The organism is Anaerobacillus sp. 63XJN7_5_ISO-PGPR-S23-430 (genome assembly GCF_056173695.1).
Map to the genome: position 1 here is coordinate 3,119,489 of NZ_CM149686.1, position 12,652 is coordinate 3,132,140.

Genomic DNA, 12,652 nt, shown 5'->3' on the forward strand with positions numbered 1-12,652 from the left:
TCTTTTCCATCATTATACCAGATCATGAGCAAGAACGATTGTTTTTCTCATATTTTGATCCACTTACGAACCGAGCGATATACCTAGGAATCAACAAAATGAATAGAGAGCTTTAAGGCAATTTACTTGGACAATGGAGAAAAAAGTGCTATGATTTATTAATCTTATCAACTTACTAGGATTAAAGATTCAGTAAAACGCCTTTTAGAGACCAGCTCCAAAAGACGTCGTACTTAAGAAACTGTCATGTAATAAATAGGTTGCTTGCGTTGTTTCATCAAAATTTTAACAGCAAGACGTGCTGCTTTTCGATCTTCCGCAAGAACAATAATCTCTTTATCACACACTTCGTTTTCTTTCGTTTGTCTGCCTAGATAAGAAAGCGGGATGTTCTTTGCTTTTTCATAAGGTGTCCGGTGTGAAAGAATGTAATCTCTCACATCGATTAGACAATATTTATCATCATCAAACCGCTCCATATTAATTGGCTTCATATAAGAATAAGGATAAATGACTCTCCATAATCCTAAAGTAAATGCAACAGCTGCTAAAGCCGTTCCCCATATCGCCATTCAATCTCTCTCCTTTTTAGCAGGGCTATTTCACTTTACCCTCCCATTTCATCATACCGCCAACCATGTTCTTCACTTCATAACCAGCTTCTTGCAAGTACTCACATGCGCGCTCACTACGACGTCCTGAACGGCAAATCATAATATGTTCTTCTTCTTTATTGATCTCATCAAGTCGTTCCGGAAGTGTGCCAAGACGAATATGCTTTGCTTCAGGGATCATGCCTTCTTCTACTTCTTCATCCTCACGAACATCGATTAATGAAACATTTTTGCCCTCATTAAGTAACTCTTGAACCTCTTGAGGTGTTACCGTCTTAATTTCGTTACTCATAAAAACATACCCCTCTCGTACAGTTTTAATATGGATTTTTCAGTTATAATCACTTCAACAAATTCAATCGTACATGATTTGCACCTTCAATACAAGAAATCTATCTTCCACTCATCTTAGTAGTATTCTCAGCTTTAGGAAAAGGTTATTCGAGTTGTTTAAAAATTTCCCATCCGTAGTTTACATTCAAAAACCCTCTCCTTAGTCGTTAGGAGAGGGTTCAACCTTAATTAGCTACAATATTAACTAGCTTTCCTGGTACTGCAATCACTTTTCGAAGTGTTTTGCCATCAAGTTGACCTTTAATCTTCTCATGCTCTAAAGCAATTTCTTGCATTTCATCACGAGATGCTTCAGTCGGAATAGAAATTTTGGCACGAAGTTTTCCATTGATTTGCACTACAATTTCTACTTCATCTACAGTAAGCTTGCTTTCGTCAAACATTGGCCAGTTTGCATATGCGAGTGTATCCTCATGTCCAAGCGCACTCCACAGCTCTTCAGCAAGGTGCGGTGCGATTGGAGATAGCAACTTCACAAAGCCCTCCATTAATGTAACGGAAACTGACTCTTGCTTATATGCTTCATTCACAAATACCATCATTTGTGAAATAGCTGTATTAAAGCGTAAGCCTTCCATGTCCTCAGTTACTTTTTTAACTGTTTCGTGGTAGACGCGCTCCATGTCTTCTCCTGAATTTTCTTCAGAAATAGAAGACTTCGTTAGATCCCCTTCACCAAATAAACGCCACACACGATCAAGGAAACGGCGCGCGCCATCTAAACCATTGTTAGACCATGCAATAGAACCCTCGAACGGACCCATAAACATTTCATATAGACGAAGCGTGTCAGCACCGTGGCTTTCGACAATTTCATCTGGGTTAACAACATTTCCTTTTGATTTACTCATTTTCTCGTTGTTCTCACCAAGGATCATCCCTTGATTTCGGAGACGTTGGAATGGTTCTTTTGTTGGCACAACACCGATATCATAAAGAACTTTATGCCAGAAACGAGCATATAACAAGTGAAGAACCGCATGTTCCGCACCGCCGATATACATATCAACAGGCAACCACTCATCGAGTTTTTTCGGGTCAGCTAGCATTTCATCGTTATCCGGATCAATGTAGCGAAGGTAATACCAACAGCTTCCAGCCCATTGCGGCATTGTGTTTGTTTCACGTCGGCCCTTCATGCCCGTTTTAGGATCAACTACGTTCAACCAATCCTCAATATTAGCTAAAGGAGATTCGCCAGTTCCTGACGGTTTAATTTCCGTTGTTTCAGGAAGAACGACAGGAAGCTCTTCTTTCGGGACAGCAGACATTGTGCCATCCTCCCAATGGATAATTGGAATTGGCTCGCCCCAATAACGCTGACGACTAAATAACCAGTCGCGAAGACGATACGTCGTTTTTTTCGTTCCCTTTCCTTTTTCCTCTAGCCATTCAATGCTTTTCGTAATTGCTTCTACTTTCTCAAGGTCGTTTAAGAAATCAGAGTTCACATGCTTTCCGTCTTCTGTATAAGCTTCCTTGGATACATCTCCTCCAGCAACGACTTCTTTAATAGGAAGATTAAATGTAGTAGCGAACTCATAATCGCGCTCATCGTGAGCTGGAACTGCCATAATAGCTCCTGTTCCATAGCTCATTAGAACGTAATCTGCTACCCAAATTGGAAGCTTCTCATTATTGATTGGATTAATGGCATACGCGCCAGTAAACTCGCCAGTCTTCTCTTTTGATAACTCTGTACGCTCAAGGTCACTCTTTGTTTGTACTTTTGATCGGTAGCTTTCAACTTTTGAGATTTGTTCACTAGTAGAAATTTTGTCAACGAAAGGATGCTCAGGTGCAAGGACCATATACGTAGCTCCAAAAAGTGTATCAGGACGCGTCGTAAACACATCGATCGATTCATCATGACCGTCAATCGTGAATGTTACTTCAGCACCCTCAGATTTCCCAATCCAGTTACGCTGCATTTCTTTAATGCTGTCAGACCAGTCAAGCTCTTCAAGGTCTTCAAGTAGACGATCGGCATACTCTGTAATTTTAAGAACCCATTGCTTCATTGGTTTACGAACTACCGGGTGGCCTCCACGTTCACTTTTACCGTCGATCACTTCTTCATTCGCAAGAACCGTTCCAAGTGCTGGACACCAGTTAACAGCCACTTCATCTACGTACGCAAGTCCTTTTTCGTAAAGCTTTGTGAAAATCCACTGTGTCCATTTATAGTATTGTGGATCTGTTGTATTAACTTCTCTATCCCAATCATAAGAAAAACCTAACTCTTTAATTTGACGACGGAATGTGTCAATGTTCTTTTGAGTAAAATCTCGTGGATTATTTCCTGTATCAAGAGCATATTGCTCTGCCGGAAGTCCAAATGCGTCCCATCCGATTGGGTGAAGAACATTATATCCCTGCATTCGCTTCATACGTGAAAGGATATCCGTAGCTGTATATCCTTCAGGGTGCCCAACATGTAGCCCAGCCCCTGAGGGGTATGGGAACATATCAAGAATATAAATTTTTTCACCATTAGCATCGTTTTCTGTCTTAAAAGTCTTGTTTGTTTCCCAGAAGTGTTGCCACTTCTTCTCAATTGTTTTGTGATCAAATGCCATTGTCACTCTCTCCTTCCAGTCCTTGCAAAAAAATAAAAAAACCTCCCGTCCCCGTTGTTCATCAACAGGGACGAGAGGTTGAGAATCTAATATTCACAATCACCCGCGGTACCACCCGGCTTAGTGCTAGAAACAGCACTCACTTAAGGCCTTTAACGCAGGCATACGGGCAACCTTACTCTATTCAGGCTTCCGATTCAAAGGTGAGTTCACAAATCTCCTATGTTAACTTCCACCAGCCGTTAACTCTCTAGTAATAGAATTTTTGTTACTATTCCTTATCATTATCTTTGGTTTCACTAGTTACGTATATAATTTGTATTGTATGAATACTTGTGAGAAATGTCAAGAACATTATCAGAATAGACGTTTTTTTCGTAATCTATACATCCGCTGTCCTTATATTCGATGAATTAGCATGTGTGCCAAAAGAACAATTCCAATTAATACAGTAAGCGGATATCTCAAAAAAAGAAACGCACCCTGATTGGGTACGTTATCCTTTACGATGCTTTTTTTGACTAGCCGAATCATCTTTGGAATGTGGCTTATCTTTTTCTTCTTTTTGTTCTTCTTTTAAATCTTCTAATGGAATCGCATCGACATTCATTTCTGAAGCATCCTCGTCGAGCTGATTTTTTCCTTATCTGGTAATTGCTCGGGATTATTAGTTTCGCCTTGTTTATGTGATTTTTCATGCTCTGCCATATGATCACCTCATTTTTTTGTATAGTACTCTGTACCACGAGCCAGATATTCCCAAACACATAAAGATGTTAGTTGGAGTAAAAGGTCGATCATGGTAAAGTCATACTTAGTTAGAAGCAAACAAGAAGCCACTCTAAACCTCGACGTCCTAATAAATTGATAGGATAAGTTTCAGAAGACTCATTTAAGAAAATTTTAATTGTTAGAAAGGATTACAGATCATGCAACGAATATTACCTTTTACAAGAACGCTACTGAATTCAGTATTAAAAGAAGGAGGCATTGCTATTGATGGCACTTGTGGAAACGGACATGACACTCTCTTCCTAGCTGAATCAGTTGGGAATTCAGGAAAAGTGTATGGCTTTGATATCCAACCTGAGGCGATTGAAGCTACAGAAAAAAGGCTGACAGAAGCTAAGCAATCTGCCCAGGTGGCATTATTCCACGAGAGTCACGCTTCAATCAATAGCAAAATTGAGACGAAAGATGTAGGAAACGTTTCTGCCGCAATCTTTAACCTTGGCTACCTCCCAGGTGGAGATAAAACTATTGTGACGAAACCTGAAGAAACGATCCAAGCAGTAACAGACATCCTACATTTGCTTCGTTCAGAAGGGCTCCTTATTCTAGTCGTCTACCCAGGACATCCAGAAGGTAAAATTGAAAGTGAAAAGGTGTCAGATTTCGCTTCAGATCTCGATCAGTCACAGTATCAAGTTCTAAAATACCAATTTATTAACCAAATCAATGAACCACCCTATATTCTTGCCATCAGCAAAAAATAAGAGGCTGTGCATCTGCACAGCCCCTATTCTCTATAGAATTCCCATCGTTTCGATATGTTCTCTTGTTTTCTTATTCCCTAATTTGTGTAAAAGACCATAGATCTCTTTCATATGATTATCATAATCATCATTGTTCTTATCTTCATGATAACTCATAGCTGGAACATGTGAACGATATAACGATAGGCGACTATCCTTATCTGTCAGATCAAATAGCTCACTGAGCTTGAAGATATCTTCCTCATCCGCATCGATTTCAAAATTATAGCTCGATGCCCCTTGATCTTCGAGTATCTCGCCCGAACTTACAGCCACATAGTAACGCTTTTTCATTTTAAGAGCCCCTTTCAAAATCCTATAGGCTTCTTTTCTCACGAAAGAGCGTTTTTTATACGCTTTTACTGAGACGCTTTGTGAAGTCTTCTATAAACCCAACCATTAAAGTAGAAGAAAAGGCTCGATCTTCCTCCAATTCGAATAATTTTACGAGCAAGAGAGCGCACGTCTTTCTGTTCCATTACTTTACGATCCGCAAGGTAAATACCAAGTAAACCGCGATTAATTAATCGATGAAAGGAAGAATGTGGAAGACTTTCAACGCTTTTATCCGCTTCTTTAATGAAGTGAGCAACACGCTGAGCGAGCTCATCATTGTCTTTATAATAAAAACAAAAATTCAAATCGCCACCTGCTCGATCTTCTTCCTGATCTATAAAGTAATCCAGCATTATGTGAAGACCCTGAACCCAGGGGAAATAACCTTCCTTAATCATAGCTGTACCGCCCTTAGGGATCATGTCTCCTAATGAGTAAGATACAAGACAGAAAATCCCTAAGGTTGATCCAGCACACGCTGAGAATTCATTCCATGTCATTTCTGGAAGCTGTTGCTTATGCTGGTCAAACCAGCTTTTCAACCTTGGAACACGGTCTTCCTCTGTAACATGCTTATGTACCTGGAGATCACAATAGTAATGGCAGAGTTCAAGTAAGGCAGGCTGCACTTCCCTTTGATTCGGCAATTCACGAATGACTTTTTGACACGTTTGAACCAGTTCTAATAGATAGCCTCCATCATCTTTTTCTTCACGATACCGATAATAGTTATTTGAAGCTTCAACTTCAGGGGAAAGAGCCTCCGCCATTGCCTCATGTAATGCACTAAAGTCTTCTGGATCAAGCGAAGTACTTCGATCACACAAGTTATCCAGATAGTCACTTATCGTCTGGTAAGCTGCGATAAATGAAATAGAACGATCAATTTCTTTCCCGGCAAGCAATCCATAAATCCCTCCACCTTCACAGTGAAACGTTTTTGAATCAATGCTATCTAACGCCTGCTTTCTCAATTCAGGATTAGGGATTTCTTCAGCCCGCTTCCTCCAATATTCTAATTCATGATGAACCCTCGGTAAGACGCGTCTATAAATACTATACATTAGCGTCCACGGTTGACTTGGTACTTTCAAGTGATCCCACTCCTGTATTAATTATTTATCTTATTTTCCTTACGCTCTAATAATTCAAGTTTTAACTCAACAAATGATTTTGCCGTTTGAAATACATCTTCACGATCTGGTTCATTAAACACCTCATGATAAAATCCATCCCACTCTTTAAATGCTTTCTCTGTTAATGGAATGCGATTGAACCACGAAATAACAGCATGCTTATCTACAATTCGATCGTCGCCACCCTGTAATACAAGCAATGGTAAATTATGAAATGATCTCGCTCCTTCATTGGCTATTTTCATCGCTTTTAGAAGTTCACGGTACCATCTAACAGATACTTTTTGAACCATTAATGGATCTTCTTGATCTCGTTTGTGGAACTCTGGATTCCTTGTCCCAATGTTCGGTTCTAGCTTTGAATTTAACCTTAGAGAAGGGACAATTGGATTTAGTACTTTTGAGAGCAAGTCTACACCTTTGTTAGGGGGATTAACTAGTCCAATACACGGAGAAGATAAAATGACTCCAGTTAGAGAAGGACGTTTTTCCATAATCGTACGGATGGATGCAAGTCCTCCCATACTATGCCCAAGTAAGAACACAGGTAGCTTATACTCATGAGCTCTCTTGATCCACTTATCAATCGTTTCAATATATTGGTTAAATGAATCAATATGGCCCCGTCTTCTAGTACTTTCACCTTGTCCAGGTAAATCGCCAAGCACTACATGATAGCCTGCTTCAATCCACTTAGAAACGAGCCAATCATACCTTCGATGATGTTCGTTTGCTCCATGAACTAACACAATAACCGCTTTTGGATATTCAGTTTCTTTTATACGCATGGACATTAGCCCCCTTATGTAGGTTCCTTCTTTTTGATACACTACTTTTGGAAAGGATTTCATCTATAATAAATGAAAGTTGGGATTGGAATGCTTTATGCTTATCATGACAAAAAACCAGTGATTCATGAAACGGTCTATATTGCGGATTATACTACCATTACAGGTGATGTGACAATCGGGGAACATAGCAGCGTCTGGTTTAACACGACCATACGTGGAGATGTGGCCCCAACTGAAATTGGAAATAAGGTCAATATTCAAGACAATTGTGTACTTCATCAGAGTCCAAATAAAAAACTCATTCTGGAAGATGGTGTGACGATCGGCCACCAGGTAATCCTTCATAGTAGTATTATTCGCAAAGAGGCACTTATTGGAATGGGTTCCATTATTCTTGATGGAGCTGAGATCGGGGAAGGTTCCTTTATTGGCGCAGGAAGCCTTGTTCCACCAGGTAAGAAAATCCCCCCTCATTCCCTTGCTTTCGGGAGACCTGCAAAGGTTGTTAGAACATTAACAGAGGATGATCGAAAGGATATGAACCGCATTCGAAGAGAATATGTTGAAAAAGCTGCCTATTACAAAGAGCAAAAGCCGCTCTAGAAAGCACGCATATTTATCGCTAGTTTGAGGAAGGTTACCAATACAATCCTAATGGATCGAGGTGGCCTCCGTGTACAAAATGACCATGGTCTTGATCGTGCTCGTCGTCATCACCTTGCTTATAGGGGCATATATGACGTACAGACTCGGACAAAATCAAAAAGGCGAATATGATAATCAAGGGAACGCCAGGGTGAAATCTTCTTTCTTTAGCAATCCGATTTTTCTTGTTTATATCGTCGCAACAGCACTTGCAATCGGTTATGTTATTTACTTCACATTAATTTGAAGAAAAAGATCAGGATGGTATTCCTGGTCTTTTTTCATGGTATTTTGTGTGGTTTTTGAAAACGTTTGGAGCGTTAGAGTGTGGACGATCTTATGTATTTTCTTGAAAGCCATCTATATATTCCAGATCCTGGGTCGCTTCACCTTTCAATTCAAACAAAAGGGGCTTGTTCTAGTTCAAGAGCTCCAATATCTCCGTTTCTAAACGCTCGTCTCCGCTTTTCTTGGCTAGCTGCGACTCGCAGAAACTGCGATATTTCACTCTTTCACCAGAACACAAAGGACGTGTTCTAGTTCAAGAGCTCCAATATCTCCGTTTCTAAACGCTCGTCTCCGCTTTTCATTATACTCTTAACAATTCTTTAAGATTTCTTTAATAGTAGCATTAAATTTCTCGTATAGGATAGAAGTAACACATAGGATGAAGGGGGATTCTTTTTGAGTAAAGTGGTTGGGTGGCTTTATGAGCGTGAGTGTACGATGTTTCGGTTTGTGAATTTAACGTGTCATTCAAGGTATCTTACTTCTATTTTTGGATTTGTTACGCATGCGGGTGGTGCTCGGGCAACGATTTTAAGTACACTTTTGTTGATGTTCCTGTTACCTGCTCCTTTAAAGATATGGGCGTTCCAAGCTGCGCTTGCCCTTGCTGTTAGTCATATACCTGTTCAATTTATAAAAAAGCATTATCCAAGACACAGGCCATATCTCGCTCTACCTGAAACAAAGATACTCGTATACCCTTTAAAAGATCATTCTTTTCCATCAGGACATACAACGGCTATTTTTTCTGTGCTTACACCATTTATCTTTCATATTCCTTCACTAGCTATTCCCTTAATGGCTCTTGGGAGTCTAGTTGCCATATCGCGGATTTACTTAGGTCATCATTATCCTTCTGACGTTCTTGTTGGTTTTATACTTGGTGGCGGATCCGGTATTCTTTCAACTTTCATCCTATGCTGAAAAAGGGAGGGCTATTCATGAAACTTGCACTTTTTACTGACACTTACTATCCACAGGTTAACGGAGTATCTCGCACTCTGGGTAAACTAACCAGGTATATGGACCGTCAGCAGGTTAATTATATGCTTTTTGCTCCTAACTGTCAGAAAGATGATGACCTTTTCTCAAGTAATATTCACCGCTTTACCAGTATGAAGTTTTTCCTTTATCCCGAATGTCGCATTGCCCTTCCTAACGTAAGTCTTATCCGCAACCAACTTAAAGATTTTCAACCAGACCTTCTTCATGTCGCGACACCTTTTAATATCGGCATGTGCGGACTACATTACGGAAAGAAAAATAACATACCTATGGTTGCTTCATACCACACTAATTTTGATGACTATTTAAAGCATTACCACCTTGAATGGTTCTCTCCTTTTATGTGGAAATACTTAACCTGGTTTCATCAACCATTTTCCACTACCTTTATTCCTTCCAATGAAACGCGCTATCGATTAAAAGGAAGAGGTTTTAAGAACCTCAAGCTTTGGAGAAGAGGCGTCGATTGCGAACACTATTCTCCGATTAGAAAAAATCACTCGCTACGTGAACGATATAATATTCAGGAGAAGTATATTCTTTTATTTGTTAGTCGACTCGCTCCAGAAAAAAATCTTGAAACATTACAAAAAATCATGTGGAAGTTACCAGATCAGCTGAAACAACAAACAAGGTGGCTGATTGTTGGTGATGGACCAGCTCTCCCTCATATTCAAGAAAACGTCCCTAACAACGTCACTTTCACCGGTTATAGAGAAGGGAAAGAATTAGCAGAGCTATACGCTACTTCAGATCTTTTCATCTTTCCATCAGCTACTGAAACATTTGGAAATGTCGCATTGGAGTCACTTGCCTCCGGGACCCCTGTTATCGCTGCAAATGCTGGAGGGTTATCCGACGTTGTCACTGGAGAAAGAAACGGTCTTTTCTGCTCTCCGTATAAAGAAGACGAATATATCTACGCTATCAATCGTCTCTTATCAGATGATACCGAACGGAGAATGATGGGTTATGAAGGACGTCGTTATGCACTTACTCAATCATGGGATGCGATCTTCGGACGATTAGTAGAGGATTATGAGAAAACAATTGGAATTAAAAGATTAGCTCGATATGCTTAGAAAGGAGAAAAAAATGATTCTTACTGTATTTGGGATTAACGAAATCGGCTTAACTGCACCTTCTATCTTCGCAACACATGGTCACAACTTGTACGCGCTAGATGAAATGCGAAAAATAGCAAATACGTATGATCTCATTTACTGCTCCATTGTTCAACCAAACATACACAAAGGTTTGGGCTCGATTTCTGTTCAATAAAGACGTTTAGTGTAACTTTCTTTCAACGATTCAATCACTTTTTCTTCGCCTATTTTTGCATGATCAGATAGCATTCTGGCAGCTGGGGCGAGCCCCTCAGTACTCGGCCATCGTTCAGGTTCAAAAAGATATGATCGTTTAAAGGCTTTGGCACAATGAATGTAGCATTCCTTTACTTCTACTCCAATACTTAACAAAGGCGTTTTCCCCTTATATTCACACTGCTCTAGCAGCGTTTTATCTTTTACAATCAAGGCCTTCCCATTAATACGCAACGCTTCTTCTCGGCCGGGAATCATCAGCAGCAAACCGATATTTGGGTTTTCTAATAAATTGATCAATGAGTCCATTCGTTTATTTCCCGGTCTTTCCGGTATCAATAAATGATGATCATCTAGAACCTGAATAAACCCCGGTGCATCGCCTCTTGGCGAAACATCACCACCCGTACTTGATTGGGTGGCAATCGTAATAAATGGTGTACGGCATATGAACTCTTTACAGTGTTTATCAAGAAAAGATATGACTTTGTTTGCAGCCAATTTACTCGGTATTCCTGCCATGTCTTTTAGTTCATTCACATCGGTCACGGTTTCTCCGAATATACTAGTATTCACACATTACACTCCTCCATTTTTTCTTCCATTTTATCACAACACCCATCTATTTTATGATAATTCAATACAATATAACGGATGTCAAAAAGGATGATAGAGCAAAAAAAAGAAGCCAAAATATTTTTGGCTTCTTAGAAATTAATTAAATTCCGGCACCCTGTTTAAGGGATTCTGCACGATCTGTTTGTTCCCATGGAAGGTCAATATCAGTACGTCCAAAATGTCCATACGCAGCTGTTTGCTTATAAATGGGACGTCTAAGATCAAGCATCTTTATAATGCCTGCTGGACGAAGATCGAAGTTCTCTCTTACTAGCTCTACAAGACTTTCCTCAGACACTTTTCCTGTGCCAAATGTATCAATAGCAATTGATACTGGCTGAGCAACCCCAATAGCGTAAGCAAGTTGAACTTCACAACGATCTGTTAGACCCGCTGCCACAAGGTTCTTAGCAACATAACGAGCAGCATATGCCGCAGAACGGTCTACTTTCGTAGCATCCTTACCTGAGAAAGCACCGCCACCGTGACGCGCATAACCGCCGTAAGTATCAACAATGATTTTTCTTCCTGTTAAACCTGCGTCACCCTGCGGTCCACCGATAACAAAGCGTCCTGTTGGGTTGATGAAGTATTTTGTTTCTTCATCAATTAATTCAGCAGGAACAACCGGCTTCACAACGTGTTCTTTGATGTTACGTTGAATTTGTTCAAGTGAAATTTCAGGATGATGCTGTGTAGAAACAACAATGGTATCAACGCGAACCGGCTTACCAGCTTCATCGTATTCCACTGTTACTTGTGTTTTACCATCAGGACGAAGATAAGGAAGAATTTCTTCTTTTCTTACTTCACTCAAACGACGCGCTAGTTTATGCGCAAGAGAAATCGGAAGCGGCATTAATTCCGCTGTTTCATTACAAGCGTAACCAAACATAAGCCCCTGGTCACCTGCACCAATTGCATCGATTTCATCATCTGACATCGTACCTTCACGTGCTTCAAGAGCAACGTTTACACCTGCAGCGATGTCTGCAGACTGTTCATCAATAGATGAAAGAACAGCACATGTTTCAGCATCAAATCCGTATTTCGCACGTGTATAGCCGATCGTTTGAATCGTCTCACGAACCACTTTCGGAATATCAACATAGTGTGATGTTGTAATTTCACCGGAAACTAGAACAAGACCAGTTGTTACTGTAGTTTCACAGGCAACGCGCGCATTTGGATCATGCGCAAGAATATCATCCAGAATGGCATCGGAAATCTGATCTGAAATTTTATCAGGATGCCCCTCTGTTACTGACTCAGAAGTAAACAAACGACGATTACTCACTCAAGTACCTCCTTAAGGATTGGATCCTATCTAATTATGTTGTAATGGATACGGTACTCATTTCCCTATTACCCTGTGCCGAAACGAGAGAACGAATTCAATTTCTTATCGTCTTACCTTTTTTTATAGCGT

14 protein-coding genes and 1 other annotated feature are annotated in these 12,652 nt (G+C 40.2%); of the genes, 6 read left to right on the top strand and 8 right to left on the bottom strand.

Translation table 11 applies throughout. From position 1 onward, the window contains the following. Window positions 1-233 precede the first annotated feature (233 nt). From AC0VYJ_RS16405 to leuS, 3 genes are all read right to left on the bottom strand, one after another. Window positions 234-572, bottom strand: a complete 339-nt coding sequence (locus AC0VYJ_RS16405) for a rhodanese-like domain-containing protein (RefSeq protein ID WP_194219213.1) — start codon at window positions 570-572, stop codon at window positions 234-236. A gap of 25 nt (window positions 573-597) precedes the next feature. Then, window positions 598-906, bottom strand: a complete 309-nt coding sequence (locus AC0VYJ_RS16410; RefSeq protein WP_430245955.1) for a rhodanese-like domain-containing protein — start codon at window positions 904-906, stop codon at window positions 598-600. Window positions 907-1,132: 226 nt separating this feature from the next. Next, the gene (leuS, locus tag AC0VYJ_RS16415; RefSeq protein WP_430245957.1) at window positions 1,133-3,547 is read right to left on the bottom strand and encodes a leucine--tRNA ligase; all 2,415 of its coding nucleotides are present in this window, start codon (window positions 3,545-3,547) and stop codon (window positions 1,133-1,135) included. Window positions 3,548-3,610: 63 nt separating this feature from the next. Then, window positions 3,611-3,841 (bottom strand) — a binding site (T-box leader). A 635-nt stretch (window positions 3,842-4,476) separates the two neighbouring features. Here leuS and mnmM point away from each other — a divergent pair. After that, entirely contained in the window at window positions 4,477-5,043 is a 567-nt protein-coding gene (gene mnmM, locus AC0VYJ_RS16420) for a tRNA 5-(aminomethyl)-2-thiouridylate-methyltransferase MnmM (protein WP_475365640.1), read from the top strand. 30 nt (window positions 5,044-5,073) lie between these two features. On the opposite strand, the gene AC0VYJ_RS16425 is transcribed toward mnmM, so the two are convergent. The 3 genes from AC0VYJ_RS16425 to AC0VYJ_RS16435 form a co-directional block, all read right to left on the bottom strand. Next, window positions 5,074-5,376, bottom strand: a complete 303-nt coding sequence (locus tag AC0VYJ_RS16425; RefSeq protein WP_226614834.1) for a hydrolase — start codon at window positions 5,374-5,376, stop codon at window positions 5,074-5,076. Window positions 5,377-5,441: 65 nt separating this feature from the next. Continuing rightward, window positions 5,442-6,512: a tetraprenyl-beta-curcumene synthase family protein gene (locus tag AC0VYJ_RS16430; RefSeq protein ID WP_430245965.1), complete on the bottom strand. Its 1,071-nt coding sequence runs from the start codon at window positions 6,510-6,512 to the stop codon at window positions 5,442-5,444. 17 nt (window positions 6,513-6,529) lie between these two features. Further along, window positions 6,530-7,342 (bottom strand): alpha/beta hydrolase, encoded by an 813-nt coding sequence (locus tag AC0VYJ_RS16435; RefSeq protein WP_194219207.1) that lies wholly within the window; start codon window positions 7,340-7,342, stop codon window positions 6,530-6,532. Between the two features lie 90 nt (window positions 7,343-7,432). Here AC0VYJ_RS16435 and AC0VYJ_RS16440 point away from each other — a divergent pair, with 90 nt between their 5' ends. From AC0VYJ_RS16440 to AC0VYJ_RS16460, 5 genes are all read left to right on the top strand, one after another. Then, complete coding sequence (locus tag AC0VYJ_RS16440) at window positions 7,433-7,948, top strand: gamma carbonic anhydrase (RefSeq protein ID WP_430246000.1); 516 nt, start codon at window positions 7,433-7,435, stop codon at window positions 7,946-7,948. A gap of 70 nt (window positions 7,949-8,018) precedes the next feature. Continuing rightward, entirely contained in the window at window positions 8,019-8,237 is a 219-nt protein-coding gene (locus AC0VYJ_RS16445) for a hypothetical protein (RefSeq protein ID WP_206759433.1), read from the top strand. 479 nt (window positions 8,238-8,716) lie between these two features. Continuing rightward, window positions 8,717-9,202 carry a phosphatase PAP2 family protein gene (locus AC0VYJ_RS16450; RefSeq protein WP_475367505.1) on the top strand — a complete coding sequence of 162 codons (486 nt, stop codon included), beginning with the start codon at window positions 8,717-8,719 and terminating at the stop codon, window positions 9,200-9,202. Window positions 9,203-9,219: 17 nt separating this feature from the next. After that, the gene (locus AC0VYJ_RS16455; RefSeq protein WP_475365641.1) at window positions 9,220-10,365 is read left to right on the top strand and encodes a glycosyltransferase family 4 protein; all 1,146 of its coding nucleotides are present in this window, start codon (window positions 9,220-9,222) and stop codon (window positions 10,363-10,365) included. 13 nt (window positions 10,366-10,378) lie between these two features. After that, window positions 10,379-10,564 (top strand): hypothetical protein, encoded by a 186-nt coding sequence (locus AC0VYJ_RS16460; protein ID WP_430245970.1) that lies wholly within the window; start codon window positions 10,379-10,381, stop codon window positions 10,562-10,564. On the opposite strand, the gene AC0VYJ_RS16465 is transcribed toward AC0VYJ_RS16460, so the two are convergent. Together AC0VYJ_RS16465 and metK are read right to left on the bottom strand one after the other, a co-directional pair. After that, window positions 10,558-11,181: an MSMEG_1061 family FMN-dependent PPOX-type flavoprotein gene (locus tag AC0VYJ_RS16465; protein WP_475365642.1), complete on the bottom strand. Its 624-nt coding sequence runs from the start codon at window positions 11,179-11,181 to the stop codon at window positions 10,558-10,560. The genes AC0VYJ_RS16460 and AC0VYJ_RS16465 overlap by 7 nt on opposite strands. 142 nt (window positions 11,182-11,323) lie before the next feature. Beyond that, window positions 11,324-12,520, bottom strand: coding sequence for a methionine adenosyltransferase (gene metK / locus AC0VYJ_RS16470; protein ID WP_194219203.1), 1,197 nt, complete (start codon window positions 12,518-12,520; stop codon window positions 11,324-11,326). Between the last annotated feature and the right edge of the window lie 132 nt (window positions 12,521-12,652).